Consider the following 15,882-nt stretch of genomic DNA (forward strand, 5'->3'; position numbering starts at 1 on the left):
AGCTGGAGGCAGCAATGGCAACACTTGAGCGTCCTGTCTCGCAGGTACGCATCCAACAAACCAAGGCCGACCCAGGTGGCTGGCTCTCGTGGCTCACCACCGTCGACCATAAGAAGATCGGGATCATGTACCTGGTATCGGCGTTCTTCTTCTTTGTGCTCGGCGGCATCGAGGCGCTGCTGATCCGGGTGCAGCTGGGCACGCCGAACAACACCTTTCTATCGCCCGACACGTACAACCAGATCTTCACCATGCACGCCACCACCATGGTGTTCCTGGCGATCATGCCGCTGCTGGTGGGCTTCGGCAACTACTTCGTGCCGCTGATGGTCGGCGCGCGCGATATGGCCTACCCGCGCCTGAACGCGCTCAGCATCTGGCTGTTCATCTTTGGCGGCCTCATGCTCTACTCGAGCTTTATCACCGGCGGCGCGCCCGGCGCGGGCTGGTTTGCCTACGCCCCGCTCAGCAGCAAGGCCTACTCGGCCACAACGGGCATGGATTACTGGGTGCTGGGCCTGGGCATCACCGGCGTGGCCTCGATCGCCGGCGCGCTCAACTTCATCGTCACCACGCTGAACATGCGCGCCCCCGGCATGACCTTCAACCGCCTGCCGCTGTTTGTCTGGACGAACCTGGTGACGTCGTTCCTGATTATCTTCGCCTTCCCGAGCCTCACCGTCGCCCAGGTGATGCTGTTCTTCGACCGCCAGTTCGGCACCAATTTCTTCAACCCGAGCGGCGGCGGCGACCCGCTACTGTGGCAGCACCTGTTCTGGTTCTTCGGCCACCCCGAGGTGTATATCATGATCCTGCCCGCGATGGGCATCATCTCGGAGATCCTGCCGACCTTCTCGCGCAAGCCGATCTTTGGCTACGCGTTCATCGCCTATTCCTCGGTGGCGATCGGCTTTCTGGGCTTCACGGTGTGGGCGCACCACATGTTCGCCACCGGCATGGGCCCGCTGGTGAACGCGATTTTCTCGGCCGGCAGCTTTCTGATCGGCGTGCCGACCGGCGTGAAGATCTTCAACTGGATCGCCACGCTGTACCTTGGCAATATTCGCCTGAAGACGCCGCTGTACTTCGCGGTAGGGTTCGTGGCGATGTTTATTATCGGCGGCATCAGCGGCATTACGCTGGCCTCGCCGCCGATCGACTCGCAGCAGACCGACACATACTACGTGGTGGCGCACATCCACTACGTGCTGTTCGGCGGCAGCATCTTCGCGATCTTCGCCGGGTTCTACTACTGGTTCCCAAAGATGAGCGGGCGCATGTACAACGAGCGCCTGGGCAAGCTCCAGTTCTGGTTCATGCTGATCGCGTTCAACATCACGTTCTTCCCGATGCACATCCTTGGCACCGAGGGCATGCCGCGCCGCTACTACACCTACGAGGCCGGCATGGGCTGGGAGATCTGGAACCTGATCGAGACGATCGGCGCATTCGCGCTGGCGCTTTCGGTGCTGGTGTTCATTTGGAATATGCTCACCAGCCTGCGCAACGGCGCCCCAGCGCCGCTTGACCCGTGGGACGCCGCGACGCTCGAGTGGGCCACGCCCAGCTCGCCGCCGCCGCCTCACAACTTCGACCGCATTCCGACGGTGTATAGCCGCCGCCCGCTGTGGGATACCAAATACCCCGAGCTGGACATGGCCCACGAGCCGGGCACGCAGCCGTTGAAGCGCGGCGAGATGCTGCAGCGCGCGCGCGCCGGCCAGGCCGAGGCGCGCGATGAAGGCCCGATCCACATGCCCTCGCCGACGATCGCCCCGCTGATCCTGGCTTTTGGCGTGACGGTGGCCGGCTATGGCGCGCTGTACCGCTTCGTCTCGCCCGACGTACCGGTGCCGCTGCTGGGGATTGTCGGCCTGGCGATCATCGCTTTCGCGATTGTTCGCTGGGTCAGGGCCGCCCACGCCGACGCCGCGCATTAGCTAGCAGAGGGCCAGGAGCCGAGAGGCAAGAACCGGACGCCCGCGATGGTTCTCAGCGCCCGGTTCCTGGCTCTGTACCTGTATTGAGGAGCAACGCATGAGCCAGATCTCCACGACATCCAGCCACTCGGCGGCTAGCCATGGCGTGCAGGCCGACCACGCCACGTCGATGCACGTCGACAGCCGCAAGCTCGGCGTCTGGGCCTTTATCGGCTCGGAGGTGATGTTCTTTGCCGCGCTGATCACCGTGTACCTGGTGTATAAGCCGCGCAACCTCGCGGCCGGCGGCCCCGACCCGAAAGAAGTGCTGGGGATCGGCGTCACCAGCGCGCTGGCGGCCATCCTGCTGGCCAGCAGCGTCACCATGGTGCTGGCGCTGGCGGCAGCGCGCCGCGGCGACCGCCGCCAGTTCACGATCTGGATGCTCTCGACCGCCGGACTGGGGCTGTGCTTCCTCGGCGGCCAGGCCTACGAGTTCACCGAGCTGATCGTCGGCGAGGGCATCACCATGCCCACCAGCCTGTTCGGGCAGACGTTCTTCATCCTGACGGGCTTCCACGGCACGCACGTGGCGATCGGCGTAATCTGGCTGCTGGCGACGTTCTTCAAGGTGCGGGCCTACCCGAAATCGCGCGAGAACGTGATGGATATCGAGCTGGCGGGCCTGTACTGGCACTTCGTCGACCTGGTGTGGGTTGGCATTTTTACGATCATCTACCTGATGCCCGACTTCGCGCCCGAAGCCGCGCTGGTGCTGTTCCGCCACGCCGGTGGCTAGCCGCCGGCATTGTGCCTCGCTAGAATCGCAGTTACGCGATGGGTTTAGGGCTGCAGAAAGAGACTATATCGCGGGCCACCGCGTTTCTCGTAATACTGTGAGGAGTTCCGCAACATGGCCGAGAAACATTCCAATGGGCATGCCGAGCACACGCCACGCTTCTACCTGCTCGTCGGCGCGGTGCTGGCGGTGATCACGGTGGCCGAGGTGCTCGTGACATTCATTGGGCTGCCGCAGATCGTGCTGCTTGCGCTGCTGCTGATCATGATGGTGGTGAAGGGCGCGGCGGTGGTGATGTTCTTCATGCACCTGCGCGGCGACGCGAACATCTTCAAGTTCTTGTTCATCGCGCCGCTGCTAATGGCCACCACTATGCTGCTGGCGTTCCAGGCGCTCTTTAGCGGCCACGTCGGCATCGGCGGCTGAGCGGCACCGCAAGGCACGGCAAATAGGCAACGGCCTGTCCGGCTGTGCTTGCCTGCCGCCGTATCGGAGAGCATGTCTGAAAAGGCGGAGTGCGCGGAGCTATAACCCTTGCGCATCCCTCTCATACGCTGTCCGCTTGATCACGTAGAGATTGTGTTGCACGACATGGCGAAGCCACGTCGTGCAACACAATAAGAAGTTTGGGGGCGGCTTCGCCGCCCCCAAACCCCCACCAAAGTGTAAGTCATCAGTGGCGGCCGCGAATGTGATCGCTACCCGCCGAAACACCGCCCTTCTCAAGCCGCTCGTGGGGAGACGTAGATGTTCGGGTGGAACTGGGATCCGCTGATTCTGCTTGGCCTGGTGCTTCAGGCCGGCGCATACCTGGCATGCGTCGGGCCGCTGCGCGCGCGCTTCCCCGGCTCCGCGCCGGTGTCGGCCGCGCGAGTGCAGACGTTTCTGCTCGGCTCGCTGGTGCTGCTGATCGCGCTGTGCTCGCCGATCGAGACGCTAGGCGACGGCTACTTACTCTCGGCGCACATGGTGCAGCACCTGCTGATTACGCTGATCGCGCCGCCGCTGCTGCTGCTCGGCACGCCGCGCTGGCTGTTCCGCCCGCTGCTGCGCCTGCCGCTGGCGCTGCCGATCGGCCGGTTTCTCACCAACCCGCTCTTCACGTTTCTCTGCTTCAACCTGGTGTTCGCGGTGTGGCACACGCCGGCCTACTACGAGGCCACGCTGCGCAGCGCGCCAGTCCATGCATTCGAGCACGTGCTGTTCATCACGACGGCCACGCTGACCTGGTGGCCGGTGTTTAGCCCGATGGACGAGCTGCCGCGCATCGCCGAGCCGGCGCAGTGCCTGTACCTGTTCCTCGAGTCGCTGCCGCCGACCATCCTGGGCGCGCTGATCACCTTCGCGGGCTGGATCCTGTACCCGACCTACGGCCGGGCGCCGCGAGTGTGGGGCATCTCGCCTCAGCTCGACCAGCAGATCGCCGGGCTGATCATGTGGGTGCCAGGCGCCCTGGTGTTTCTCGGCGTGCTGACGATCGTGTTCTTCCGCTGGTTCAACGACGACGACCGCCAGCCCAGCCAGGACATGCGCCCGGCCGGCCTACAGTAGCCCCTTGATCTCCTCGGCGCTTTTGCGCGTCATGCCGGGAACTGCGGCGAGCTGCTCGACGGTGGCGGCGCGGATGCCCTCAAGCGAGCCGAACGCCAGCAGCAGCGCGCGCCGGCGCTTCGGGCCAATGCCAGGGATCTCTTCCAGCGTCGAGCTAAGCGCCGACTTGGCACGCAGGTTGCGGTGGTAGTTCTTGGCGAAGCGGTCGGTCTCCTCGTCGATCGTCTGGATCAAGCGCAGCGCGGCACCGTCGCGCTTGAGCACAATCAGCTCGGCCGCGCCAGGCTGCAGCAGGTCGAAGCGGTCGCGGTTCGCGCCCTTCACCACGCCGACGGTGGGGATGTGCGCGAAGTTAAGCTCGCGCAGCACTTCGAGTGCGCCGTTCAGCTGGCCTACGCCGCCGTCGATCAAGATCAGGTCGGGCAGCTCGGCCCAGGTTTCATCCTGGCTCTGCGCCTTGGACTTGGGATTTTCGACCTCGTCGAGCACCTCGCCGCCCTCGTGCGCCGCAACCTCGTCGTACGCCTCGCCGCCCTGGCCAGCCTGCGCCGCCCGAGCGTCGCCGTCGGGATTAAGCCCAGGGTCCTGCACGCCCGCCGCCAGCTCCTCGCCGGCAGCCTCGGCCGCGCGCTTGAAGCGCCGGCGGATCACCTCCTGGATCGAAGCGACGTCGTTGGCGCCCTCGACGGTGCGGATCTTGAACTTGCGGTAGCGGCTCTTCTTTGGCTCGCCGTGCTCGAACACCACCATCGCGCCAACCGAATTGGTGCCCTGAGTATTCGAGATATCGTAGCACTCGATGCGCGCGGGCAGGCCGGGCAGGCCCAGCAGGTCGCGGATCTCGCTGAGGCTGGCCACGGCCTTCTGCTCGGTGTTGAGCCACTGCAGCCGGATCTCTTCGAGCTTCTGGCGCGCGTTCTGCTCGGCCAGCTCGATCAGCTTGCGCTTCTCGCCGCGGCGCGGCACCTGGATCTCGACCTTGTGGCCGCCCTTCTGAGCCAGCCACTGCTCGATGATCACGGGCTCCTCGACGTGGTCGGCCAGCAGGATGTTCGGCGGCACCTGGGCGGCGCTATCGTAGAATTGCGTGAGAAACGACGAGAGCAGCTGGGCGTCGCCTTCGTCTTCGGTATTCTGCAGCGCGAAGGGCTCGGAGCCGATCAGCTTGCCGCCGCGGATGTAGAAAACCTGCACCACTGCCGAGCCATTCTCACGCGCAAACGCGATCACGTCCTGGTCGGTGTCGACGGTGCGCAGCACCTGCTGGCGCTGGCTGATCTGCTCGATGTCGCGGATCTGATCGCGGAGGTAAGCGGCGCGCTCGTACTCCATGTTCTCGGCGGCGGCGGCCATGCTGCGCCGCAGGTCGCGCACGATCTGCTCGCTCTTGCCTTCGAGAAAGCGGCACACCGACTCGATCGTGGCGCGGTACTCTTCGCGCGCGACCAGCCCTGGCACGCACGGCCCGAGGCAGCGGTGGATGTCGTGGTACATGCACGGCTTGCCAAGCTTGCGGTGGCGGTTGAACTTGTCGTCCTTGCAGTCGTAGGGCGGGCGAAACGCGAACAGCCGGTTGAGCTCTTTCAGCACGCGCCGCACCGTGCCTGCGCTGGAGTACGGGCCGAAGTAGCGCGAGCCATCGTCGGGGGTGTTGCGGGTGCTGAACACCCGCGGCCAGGGCTCGTGCAGCGTCACGCGGATGAATGGGTAGCTCTTGTTATCCTTCAGCAGGATGTTGTACTTGGGCTGGTGCTGCTTGATCAGGTTCATCTCGAGCAGCAGCGCCTCGAGCTCGGAGCTGGTGATGATGATCTCAAAGTCGGCGATATTCGAGACCAGGCGGCGGGTTTTCGAGCTGAGGCCGCGCGGCGCGCCAAAGTACGAGCGCATGCGGTCGCGCAGGGCTTTGCTCTTGCCAACGTACAGGATCTTGCCCTGCGCGTCTTTCCAGATGTAGACACCGGGCGCGAGCGGCACGTTTTTCAGCCGCTCCTCGAAGCGCGCCGGGTCGTCGACGGCGGTATACGATAGGTGTGGCATAGCGTCCGGCCAGTAGACATCCGCTCCAGTAGAACGGGTGTAGTATACCCCATGGCGGCCGGTGCGGCAACGCCGGCAGGGCGATTGCCAGGCGTGCTGGTGCGGTAGCTTTGCGATCGCACCGCGATGCCAACAACAATTCCCCCGCTCGCGAGCGCGGGAGAGAAGGCCGACGTTACACGAGCCCTGTGGCTGGATGCGCTGCCCATGGTGGGCGGGGCGCCGCGCTAGGCGCGGCTAGCCGCGACCATGCGCTCCATGCGCGCGCGCGCCGCGCCCGAGCTTAGGCTCTGGCGCGCCAGCTCGACGCCCGCGCGCAGGTCGGGGGCGATGTCGGCGGCTACCAACGCGGCTGCGGCGTTGAGCAGCACGATATCGCGCTTCGGCCCGGTGTCGTCGCCGCCAAGGATGGCGCGCAGCGTCGCGACATTTGCGGCCACATCACCGCCGAGCACCGCATCGCGCGGCGCGGCGGCCAGCCCCAGGTCGCCGGCCGAGAGATCGAAGCGCTGCGGGTCGTGGCCGGCGCGCACCTCGTAGACAATATTTGGCCCGCTGAGCGCCAGCTCGTCGAGGCCGCCGTGGCCGTGCACCACCAGTGCGTGGGCCGTGTCGAGGCGCGCGAGCGCGCGGGCGAGCTTCTCGGCCAGGCCGGCGTTGGCGACGCCGAGCACCGGGTGGCGCGCGCGCGCCGGGTTGGTAAGCGGGCCGAGGATGTTGAAGGCGGTGCGGATGCCGATCTCGCGGCGCACCGGCCCGGCGTAGCGCATGGCCGGGTGAAACTTCGGCGCAAACATAAAGCCGATCCCGGCCTCGCGCAGGCACCGCGCCACGCCGTCGGCGTCGAGCTCGATATTCACGCCCAGGCCCTCGAGCACGTCGGCCGAGCCGCAGGCGCTCGAGGCCGCGCGGTTGCCGTGCTTGGCCACCGTCGCGCCGGCGCCGGCCGCCACAAACGCCGCCGTCGTCGAGATATTGAACGTGCCCGAGCCATCGCCGCCAGTGCCGCAGGTATCGAGCACCGCGCCGTCGTAGTGCACGGGCACGGCCTTCTCGCGCATCACCTGGGCCATCCCGGCGATCTCGGTTTCGCTCTCGCCCTTGAGGTGCAGCGCCGTCAGAAACGCGGCGATCTGCGCCGGCGTGGCCACGCCCGTCATCATCTCTTCCATCGCGCTGGCGGCGTCGGCCTGCGACAGATCACCGCCGCGTGCCAGCTGGATGATCTGGTCACGAATAGACATGCTGTTTTCTCCTTTGGGGCCGTTGCGGCGGCTATTATACCAGCTTCACCCGATTGCGTTTTAGGCTTTGCGGCGCGCTCGCGCACGGCCAGCTCGGGCGAGCGGCGGGGTGGGCGAGGAAGTTTGGGGAAGCGGGGCCGCGCCGCTAGCGCTGCGCGAGCGGCATAAACGACTGGCTCAGGTGCGCCACCACGTCGAGCGCAACAGACACCTGGGCCGGCGCAACATTCGGCAGGCTGGGGGCCTTGACGGTGGCGGCGGCCTGGTAGTGGCCGAGCGCCAGGCCGGCCTGGTTGACTTTCAGCAGCAGCTGGTCGCCCACGATCTGCGGCTGCAGCCAGCCAGCATCGCTGGTGGCGCTCAGCGTCGCGCCGCCCAGGCAGTCGGCCTCGATGTTCACCCACGCCTGCGGGTGCAGCGAGCCATTCTGCTGGGCCAGCAGCGACTGCGAGGCCTCGTCGAGCGCAATGCCGTCGGGCACCGTCTGCGCCTCGGCCGGCGCGCCGAAATGCCCAGCGCCGTCGGTATAGCGCAGCTGGATGCCCTGGCCGCGATAGTTGCCGCCGGGGATGGCCCACACCAGCGACTTGCCGGTGATCGGCTGGGGCTGGCTGTAGATCGCGATCGAGTCGATAGACACTGCGGTCGGGCCGCTGCGCGCGAACTTAAATGTCAAGAACTGATCGTTGGAGTTGTTATTGAACACAAACGGCAGCGCGAACTCCTGGTACTGCCCCGAGGCCGCGAAGTCGCTGCCGCGCAGCGACAGCGGGCCATAGCTGGTGCCGCCGCCGCCGATCGTGAAGCTGACGACCTCGCCGGGGCTGGCGTTGCTGTCGACCTTGAGGCGCACGTAGGCTACCAGCGGCACGCCTTTGAGAAAGGTTGTCGTCCAGACCCAGGCCGAGCTGGGGCCGCCCGCGCCGAGCTGAAACGCCGTGCCGCCCAGCGCCGCAGCGTCGTTCACGCGCGCCGCCGCGCCCGAGAGCCGCTCGAACGTGGTATAGGTGTCGTCGACGATCCAGCCGGGGCTGAACTGCACCTGGTTGAACGAGCCGCCGTTGAGGTTGTAGATCGTCACGTACGGCGAGGTGGTGCTCTGCTGATCGAGGCTCAGCTCGGCCGGCGGCACGCCGCTGCCGAGGTAGATCGCGTCGCTGGCGGTGGCGGTGCGATCGAGCCGGTCGCGCGTCTGCACGTACAGCGTGCGCCAGCCAGTGCCGGCCGCCAGCGTGGTGGTCTGCTCGGCGACGAACGGCTGCCACTGGGCGCCGTTGAAGCACGGGTTGTTGGCGACGCGCATGAAGCGCGAGGCGTTGATCCCGGCAAACGAGGCGTTGTCGACGCGGTTATACACATACAGGCTGACCTGCGGCGAGCTGGTGGAGGGCGCCTCGTTGTTGATCACCACGGGCATGGAGTCGGGGTCGCTGGCGAACATCTGCACAATGTAGCCGCGGCCGTCGCCGGCGCGCTGGTAGTAGCCCAGCCCGGTCTCGCGCACGGTGCCGTCGAGCAGGTTCGCGCGATGCGACGGGCTATTCAGCCAGCTATTGACCGCGTCGCTGGGGTTGGCGTAGCCGCACAGCGCATTTTCGGAGCCAGCGCTGCCGAGGTAGCCAAACGCGCGCGCGCGCTGATCCGATGTGCGGCCCAGGCTATCGGTATGGCCGCAGAAGGCGGATGCCCGGCTTTCGACCGAGTCCCACGCAAACCAGCGCGCGGCCTCGGTGAGCTGGCGGTTAGCGCGCAGCGGCGGCTGGCCCTGGTTGCGGCGGCCGAGGTTGGCGAGGTACACCGCCATTGCTTCGTTGTAGGCCAGGTCGGGGGTTTGCGCGGTCGGCGGAGCGGCCGCGAGCGCGGAGGAAAGGGACAAAGCGAGCAACAGAGCTAACGCGATCGGCGAACGTCTGCCCATGAGCATCCCTGTTGATTTCGATGACGATTGCGGGGTAGTTGCGAGTGAGTATAGCATAAGTTGGACGAATGCTTCAAGTTGAAAGCGAGCGCCGTGGCAGCCGCAGCCTCGGTGGTGCATGCCGCATGGCGCTGCGGCACGTGCTGGTTTGCCCTGAGGCATGCGCGCCCGGCCAGCCGGGCCGGCACGGCACTGCTTCAGCCATGTCTGTGCAAAACCTACAAATTCGCTGCAGCGTATTCGGTAAATTTTGCTACAATAGGGGCACTGAAACTGTACCCAAGAGCAACGGTGCATGGTTCCTATTACGGTGAATGATGTCTTACGGCTGGCGCTGCCGCCAGGCACCGGCGTTGCAGCCGGCGCCTCGAGCCTGCAGCGCCAGGTGACGTGGGTGGTGACGCCGCGCGCGACGCTGCCCGCATTCGCGAACCTGCGCGGCGGCGAGCTGGCGCTGGTGTCGCTGGCCGCGCTGCAGTCGCTCGACGACCGGCTGACGCTGGCGAACCTGGTCGAGCGGCTGGCGGCGGTGCCGATCTCGGCGATCGGCGTGATCGGCGCGGTGGCCGATCAGGCGCGCAGCGCCGCCGAGCAGGCGCATATGCCGCTGCTCGAGCTGCCGCCCAGCGCCGATCTGCGCGAGGCCGAGCGCGAGGTGCAGCGCTTGATCAGCGACTACGAGGCGCAGCTCGAGCGCCGCGCCGCCCAGCTTGGCAACCTGCTGAACCAGCGCTCGCTCGGCGGCGCCGGCCTGCAGGGCCTGCTCGAGCTGCTGACCGCGCGCACCGGGCGCGGCGTGGCGTGCTACAGCGTCGCCGGCGAGCTGCGCGCGCTCAAGGCCCGCGGCTCGGCGCGCGTGGCCCTGCAGACGCTGCGCCCCACCGAGCCGGGCGCCAGCAGCCACCTTGGCCAGGCGATCTGGGTGCAGCCGCTGGGCGCGGGCGAGCGGCTGGGGTTTCTGGCGTTGGCCGGCGACACGCTCGACGAGTGGGATCGCCAGGCCGCGCAGCAGGGCGCCACCGCGCTGGCGCTCGAGCTGGCGAAGGAGCAGGCGGTGCTGGCCGCCGAAGAGCGCCTGCGCGGCGATTTCGTGCAGATGGTGCTCGCCGGGCCGCCGGCCGATACCGAGGCGCTGCTGCGGCGCGGCCAGGAGCTTGGCTACGACCTGCGCAAGGCCCACGTGGCGCTGCTGTGCACCAGCGGCGAGACCGGCGACAGCGACGAGACGACAACCCGGCTGGCCGGGGCGCTCAACAATGCGCTGGCGTCGCTCAAGCTCAGCGCGCCAACCATGCGCCGCGCCGACGGGATGCTGTGCTACCTGCCGCTGAACGGCCGCAGCCACCGCCCGCGCGAGCTGGCCGAGCAGCTGCGCGGCCGGCTGCAGACCGATGTGCCGCATGTCGTGCTGGCGATCGGCAAGGACGCCTCCAGTGTCAGCGCGTGGCCGCGCTCGCTGCGCGAGGCCGAGCAGGCGCTGCTGCTGGGGCGCCAGCTGCTCGATACCAGCCATGTGCTCGATTTCGGCGACCTGGGGGTGTATCGCCTGCTGCTGCTGCTGCGCGAGTCGCCCGAGCTGTGGGAGTTCTACCGCGCCACGCTGGCCACGCTCACCGACTACGACCGCAAGCAGCACGCCGAGCTGCTGAAGACGCTCGAGGCGTTTTTCGCCAACCTCGGCAACCTGGCGCGCGCCGCCGAGGCGCTGCACGTCCACCGCAACACGCTGCTCTACCGGCTCGAGCGCATCACCGAGATCAGCGGCCTCAACCTCGACGATGCCGAGGAGCGCCTGGCGCTCTGGCTCGCGCTTAAAGCCCACCGCGTGCTCCAGACGCTCGACGCCGACGAAGATCTGTAGCTACAGCCGTAGAACGCGAGGCCGACCATGCTTATTCGGATCGGCGACCTGCACCGGCGGCTGCTGCGCGCCAGCCCCGAGCTGTACGTCGGCGCGGCGCTGCAGGACCTGGCCGCGCGTCCCGACCCGGCGACGTGGCTGCTGGTATTCGAGCAATTCGCCAGCTTTGTGGTGCTTGGCCTCGCCGATCTGGCGCGCCTGCAGGCCGGCGGCCGCGCGCTGCTTGATCAGCGCCTGGGCGCGCTTGGCCTGCCGCCTAGCCCGGCGGTCGAGCTCGACAGCCCGCTCGAAGACGCGCGCGCGCTGCTGGTGCCGGGCGGCTATGTGCTGGTGCTGCGCGACGACGCGCCATACGGCGTGCTGTTCGAGCCGCCGGCCGCATTAGCCGCCGATAGCCTGCTCGCGCAGGCCGCCGGCTGGCGCCCGCCGACGCGCGTGCTGAACGACACAGAGCAGGCCAAAGCCCCCACGCAGCCTGCGCGGCCGCGCGAGCCGCTGGCGCCAGTCCAACAGCGAAGCGATCGTTATGTAAATACTGACTTCGCGGCCGAAGCCGCGCCCGGCCAGCCGCTCGACAAGCGCGAGCCGCTGCGCGTTGGTAGATGGTACTTTTTCCGCGTCCATATAGGCGAAGCCGAGGCAAGCTCGCTTGAAACAACGCTTGTGCCGCTGCCAGGTCAGGTGCTCGAAGATACCGCCGATATTCGGGTGGTGATTTTCAGCGAAGATTTTATGGTAAGTGACGCCTCAGGCGTGCTGCGCGTGCCGCTGAGCGGCCCGGCGAGCGTCGTCGAGCGCGCGTCGACGCCGGCCGGCATCGACGCGAACGACGCGCTGCTCGGCCAGCGGCTGCTATTTCGCGTACAGGCGCCCGATGGCCGGCGCGGGCTATTCAGCCTGCGGGTGAATATGTACTGCCGCGGCATGCTCATCCAGTCGCGCTTGGTGATGGCGCGTGTCGGGCCGGGCGCGCCGCTGAGCGACACCGGCGCGCAGCGCGTCTCGGCGCTCGAATTCAACCTCAGCCCGGCGCTGGCGCCCGGCCACCTGAGCGCGATCGTGCCACACACGCTCAGCATCATGCTGAACAGCGACCCGGCCGGCAACCAGAGCTTCAGGCTACTGGGCCAGCAGGGGCAGGAGCTGTTCGCCAGCAGCGCGACGATCGGCGAGGGAGTGATCACCAGCATCCTGAGCGAGGCGCGCCGGGCGCTGCAGAGCGCCTCGTGGGGCATCGCCGACGGTTGGGACGGCAGCGCAGCGTACCGCTACAAGCCCGGCACGCCACCGGCCACGCTGGCCGCGCAATTCAAAACCGACCTGTTCGACCTAGCGGCGAAGGGCGCGCGGATCTACGCGGCGATCAAAAACAACCTGGGCCAGGGCAAGCAGGGCGCCGAGCAGCTGCGCGAGCTGATGCGCGCGCCAGGGGTTGTGCAGATGGCCAGCAAGGTCTCGGCCAACGACGTTGTGCCGATCGGCCTGATCTACGACCACCCGCTCGACTCACAGAATATGCAGCAGGTCTGCCCGCAGTTCGAAGCCAGCCTGGCCAGCGGCCGGCCGCTCGCCGGCGAGCCGTGTTTTGTGGGCAAGTGCCCGAGCTACCCCGACGAGCGGATCGTCTGCCCTGCCGGCTTCTGGGGCTTCCGGCACGATATCGGGTCGCCCGCGCCGGCGCCATTTGGCCCGGCGGTCGCGCTGGCGATCGGCTACCGCGAGCGGCCGCTGATCGATATGGCCGTGTATAGCGACATGGCGCTGCTGGCGGCCCACGCGCAGAACATCGACCAGCTGCCAGCGACGGTGCAGCGCCAATCCGAGCGCGCCGCGGTGATCGAGATGCTGCGCCGCAGCGAGCCGCAGCTGGTGTACTTCTACTGCCACGGCGTGCTGCAGGAAAGCAACCCCGCGCTGCTGGTGGGCAGCAAAGCTGCGCCGGGCGTATTCACCACCGACAACTGGAGCAACCTGGGGATCGAGTGGCCGCGCGCCCGCCCGCTGATGTTCATCAATGGCTGCCACACCACCGCGCTGTCGCCGGCGATCGCGTTCAACCTGGTGAAGGTGTTGGTTGAAGAAGCCGAGGCGGCCGGCGTGATCGGCACCGAGATTACGATCTTCGAGGAGCTGGCGCAGCCGTTCGCCGAGCGGCTGATCGCGCTGTTCTTGGGCGGCATGCCGCTGGGGCGGGCCATGCGCGAGGCGCGGCTCGGCCTGCTGGCGCAGCGCAACCCGCTCGGGCTCGCGTACACCGCGCACGCCTACGCCGCGCTGGCGCTGGTGGCGCTTAATGAATGACCGGCACGTTTGGGTCGGCGCCGCCGGCGGGCGGGCGAGGCTTGGTGATATCGCCCATCGCCGTGGTAGTTGGGCGCACATAATCGGGAATGAACTCGTCGTCGGCGATCTTTTTGCGCCGCCCGTCGATAAAAAAGTCGTCGTCGAAGTTCGCCGAGCGGCGCACCAGCCGCGCGAGCCGGATGTGGTAGCCGAAAAAGCCGATCGCCAGGCCCACGCCGTAGGCGCCAAACAAGTCGGTGCCTGCCTGAAACAGCGCCAGGATGGCCCCGCCGCCAATGATGCCGATCACCGTCGCCAGATCGCCAAAATCGACCGCCGCCGTCCGATAGCGGTCGGTGAAGTACACCCGCCAGCCGATGATAATGCCGAATGCAAGCGCGCCGATCAGCTGAATGATCGATCTGGTGGCCGGATCGCTCATAGATCGCTCCTTGTTAGCATGCGTCACGTGGTGGCTCGCCTAGCGCGAGGTTTCAAGGGTGCTGCCCTTCCGATCGTTGTTTTCGTTCGTGGCCATAGCCGGGCGAGCTGCTTTCTGCTGCAGCGGGAACCGCACGCAGGGGCGTTACAGGGCGCGCGCCGCGCATCAGCGCAGGCCGGCGCGCCACTCAAGCGCGCTGCGCCAGGCGCGGGCCAGCAGCACACCGGCGGCCAGGCCAGCCGCGAAGCCGGCGAGCGCGCCGGGCGCGCCGAGGTAAGCCACGAGCAGCGCCTGCAGCGCGAGCCACAGCGGCACGCGCACGGCCATGGCGCGCCGTGCGCCGGCAAGTAGCCGCACTGCCAGCCAGCCCCACACCAGCCCGAGGCCGATCCCACCTAGAACAGCGATCACGGCAGTTTCCCACTGTTTGAAAGGCAATTGGTCTAGTCGGCCTTTTCGAGCTTGGCGAAGCTGGCGAGCAGGCGCTTAACGCCCTTGCCGGTAAACGCCACCGTCACTTCCTCGTCGTTCTCGACAAGCTTGGAGCTGACGACCACGCCCTCGCCGAACGTGGCGTGGCGCACCTTCTGGCCGGCGAAGAACGCCACGGCGCGCGGGCCGGCGCTGGCAGGCGCGCGCGTGCCACCAAAGGCGCTGGGCGCGCTCGGGCGCGGCGCGGCAGGCCGGGCCGGCGCGCCCGAGCGCGCCCCAAAGCCGCCGCTGCCGAACGAGCCGCGCCCCGAGAACATGCTCGTCTGCTGGCTGGGCGCGCTTGCGCGGCGCTCCGGCGGCTGCACCAGCTGCTTGGGAATATCGGCCAGGAAGCGCGAGGGCTGGGCCAGGCTTGCGCGGCCGTAGGTGGCGCGACGGAAGGCGTACAGCAAATACAGCCGCTGCTTGGCGCGCGTCGCCCCGACGTAAAACAGCCGGCGCTCCTCTTCCAGCGCGTCTTTGTCGTCGAGCGAGCGCGAGTGCGGCAGCAGGCCCTCTTCCAGCCCCACCAGAAACACCACCGGAAACTCAAGCCCCTTGGCCTGGTGCAGCGTAATACAGGTGACGGTGTCGCGCTCCTCTTTGACCTGGTCGATATCCGACACCAGCGCGACCTCTTCGAGAAACACCGGCAGCTGGTTCTCGCGCGGCAGGTTGACGTAGTTCTCGCCGGCGTTGCGCAGCTCGATCACGTTGCTCCAGCGCTCGGCGCCCTCGTCTTCGCCGTGCTCGCGCAGCAGCGCCTCGTGGAAGCCGACCCGGCCGAACAGGAAATCCATGAGCTCGCCCAGGCTGCCCTTGGCGCGCTGCTCGATCAGCTCGTCGATCAGCCGCAGGAAGCCGAGCAGCGCCGTTTTGGTGCGCGCATTGAACGGCGACCGGGCGGCCGGCAGATCGGGCGGCGAGAGCGCGGCGTCATCGGCCTGGCTTTCTTCGGCCAGCAGCTGCAGCGCCACGTAGTTTGGCACACTCAGGCTGGCGGCCCAGCGGTTCAGCTCGTCTTCGGTGCGCTCGCCGATGCCGCGGCCGGGCCAGTTGAGCACCCGGCTGAAGCCGATGCTATCGTTCGGGTTATAGGCCAGGCGCAGGTAGGCCAGCGCGTCCTTGATCTCTTTGCGCTCGTAGAAGCGCGTGCCGCCGACGAGCTGGTAGGGCAGGCCGCGCGCGATCAGCGCCTCTTCCACCGCGCGCGACTGGGCGTTGGTGCGATACATGATCGCGATATCGCGCGGGCGGTACTCGCTGCCGGCGAGCAGGCGGGCGATCTCGGACGCGACCGACTGGCCCTCGTCGTCTTGATCGTAGCCCTCGCGGATCTGCACCAGCGCCCCGC

12 protein-coding genes are annotated in these 15,882 nt (G+C 67.5%); 6 read left to right on the forward strand and 6 right to left on the reverse strand.

Features of this window, described 5'->3' with window-relative positions; translation table 11 throughout:
- The first annotated feature begins 14 nt into the window (after nucleotides 1-14).
- The 4 genes from ctaD to U0177_RS26970 all read left to right on the forward strand — a co-directional run bounded on the left by ctaD (nucleotide 15) and on the right by U0177_RS26970 (nucleotide 4,269).
- The gene (gene ctaD, locus U0177_RS26955; RefSeq protein WP_409573780.1) at nucleotides 15-1,940 is read left to right on the forward strand and encodes a cytochrome c oxidase subunit I; all 1,926 of its coding nucleotides are present in this window, start codon (nucleotides 15-17) and stop codon (nucleotides 1,938-1,940) included.
- Between the two features lie 97 nt (nucleotides 1,941-2,037).
- Complete coding sequence (locus U0177_RS26960) at nucleotides 2,038-2,718, forward strand: heme-copper oxidase subunit III (RefSeq protein WP_409573781.1); 681 nt, start codon at nucleotides 2,038-2,040, stop codon at nucleotides 2,716-2,718.
- Between the two features lie 114 nt (nucleotides 2,719-2,832).
- Nucleotides 2,833-3,144 (forward strand): cytochrome C oxidase subunit IV family protein, encoded by a 312-nt coding sequence (locus U0177_RS26965; RefSeq protein ID WP_409573782.1) that lies wholly within the window; start codon nucleotides 2,833-2,835, stop codon nucleotides 3,142-3,144.
- Between the two features lie 321 nt (nucleotides 3,145-3,465).
- The gene (locus U0177_RS26970) at nucleotides 3,466-4,269 is read left to right on the forward strand and encodes a cytochrome c oxidase assembly protein (RefSeq protein WP_409573783.1); all 804 of its coding nucleotides are present in this window, start codon (nucleotides 3,466-3,468) and stop codon (nucleotides 4,267-4,269) included.
- On the opposite strand, the gene uvrC is transcribed toward U0177_RS26970, so the two are convergent.
- The 3 genes from uvrC to U0177_RS26985 all read right to left on the reverse strand — a co-directional run bounded on the left by uvrC (nucleotide 4,261) and on the right by U0177_RS26985 (nucleotide 9,429).
- The gene (gene uvrC, locus U0177_RS26975; RefSeq protein ID WP_409573784.1) at nucleotides 4,261-6,309 is read right to left on the reverse strand and encodes an excinuclease ABC subunit UvrC; all 2,049 of its coding nucleotides are present in this window, start codon (nucleotides 6,307-6,309) and stop codon (nucleotides 4,261-4,263) included. The two genes, U0177_RS26970 and uvrC, sit on opposite strands and share 9 nt — an antisense overlap.
- A gap of 227 nt (nucleotides 6,310-6,536) precedes the next feature.
- The gene (trpD, locus tag U0177_RS26980) at nucleotides 6,537-7,553 is read right to left on the reverse strand and encodes an anthranilate phosphoribosyltransferase (RefSeq protein WP_409573785.1); all 1,017 of its coding nucleotides are present in this window, start codon (nucleotides 7,551-7,553) and stop codon (nucleotides 6,537-6,539) included.
- A 145-nt stretch (nucleotides 7,554-7,698) separates the two neighbouring features.
- Nucleotides 7,699-9,429, reverse strand: a complete 1,731-nt coding sequence (locus U0177_RS26985; protein WP_409573786.1) for a CAP domain-containing protein — start codon at nucleotides 9,427-9,429, stop codon at nucleotides 7,699-7,701.
- A gap of 337 nt (nucleotides 9,430-9,766) precedes the next feature.
- Between U0177_RS26985 and U0177_RS26990 the strand changes: the two genes are divergently transcribed.
- Both U0177_RS26990 and U0177_RS26995 read left to right on the forward strand, forming a co-directional pair.
- Nucleotides 9,767-11,332, forward strand: coding sequence for a PucR family transcriptional regulator (locus U0177_RS26990; RefSeq protein WP_409573787.1), 1,566 nt, complete (start codon nucleotides 9,767-9,769; stop codon nucleotides 11,330-11,332).
- Nucleotides 11,333-11,359: 27 nt separating this feature from the next.
- Nucleotides 11,360-13,633: a hypothetical protein gene (locus tag U0177_RS26995; protein WP_409573788.1), complete on the forward strand. Its 2,274-nt coding sequence runs from the start codon at nucleotides 11,360-11,362 to the stop codon at nucleotides 13,631-13,633.
- Here U0177_RS26995 and U0177_RS27000 read toward each other — a convergent pair.
- The 3 genes from U0177_RS27000 to U0177_RS27010 form a co-directional block, all read right to left on the reverse strand.
- The gene (locus tag U0177_RS27000) at nucleotides 13,623-14,057 is read right to left on the reverse strand and encodes a hypothetical protein (protein WP_409573789.1); all 435 of its coding nucleotides are present in this window, start codon (nucleotides 14,055-14,057) and stop codon (nucleotides 13,623-13,625) included. The two genes, U0177_RS26995 and U0177_RS27000, sit on opposite strands and share 11 nt — an antisense overlap.
- A 165-nt stretch (nucleotides 14,058-14,222) precedes the next feature.
- Nucleotides 14,223-14,468: a hypothetical protein gene (locus U0177_RS27005; RefSeq protein ID WP_409573790.1), complete on the reverse strand. Its 246-nt coding sequence runs from the start codon at nucleotides 14,466-14,468 to the stop codon at nucleotides 14,223-14,225.
- Between the two features lie 32 nt (nucleotides 14,469-14,500).
- Nucleotides 14,501-15,882 (reverse strand): ATP-dependent helicase (locus U0177_RS27010; protein ID WP_409573791.1); only part of this gene is annotated, 1,382 nt, incomplete at its 5' end.

This window comes from Kouleothrix sp., assembly GCF_046328425.1.
In the GTDB taxonomy this organism is placed as follows: Bacteria; Chloroflexota; Chloroflexia; order Chloroflexales; family Roseiflexaceae; genus Kouleothrix.

Bases quoted from the DNA above. Each gene is read 5' to 3' on its own strand.
- ctaD (WP_409573780.1), top strand. From the start codon at position 15: ATGGCAACACTTGAGCGTCCTGTCTCGCAGGTACGCATCCAACAAACC.
- U0177_RS26960 (WP_409573781.1), top strand. From the start codon at position 2,038: ATGAGCCAGATCTCCACGACATCCAGCCACTCGGCGGCTAGCCATGGC.
- U0177_RS26965 (WP_409573782.1), top strand. From the start codon at position 2,833: ATGGCCGAGAAACATTCCAATGGGCATGCCGAGCACACGCCACGCTTC.
- U0177_RS26970 (WP_409573783.1), top strand. From the start codon at position 3,466: ATGTTCGGGTGGAACTGGGATCCGCTGATTCTGCTTGGCCTGGTGCTT.
- uvrC (WP_409573784.1), bottom strand. From the start codon at position 6,309: ATGCCACACCTATCGTATACCGCCGTCGACGACCCGGCGCGCTTCGAG.
- trpD (WP_409573785.1), bottom strand. From the start codon at position 7,553: ATGTCTATTCGTGACCAGATCATCCAGCTGGCACGCGGCGGTGATCTG.
- U0177_RS26990 (WP_409573787.1), top strand. From the start codon at position 9,767: ATGGTTCCTATTACGGTGAATGATGTCTTACGGCTGGCGCTGCCGCCA.
- U0177_RS26995 (WP_409573788.1), top strand. From the start codon at position 11,360: ATGCTTATTCGGATCGGCGACCTGCACCGGCGGCTGCTGCGCGCCAGC.
- U0177_RS27000 (WP_409573789.1), bottom strand. From the start codon at position 14,057: ATGAGCGATCCGGCCACCAGATCGATCATTCAGCTGATCGGCGCGCTT.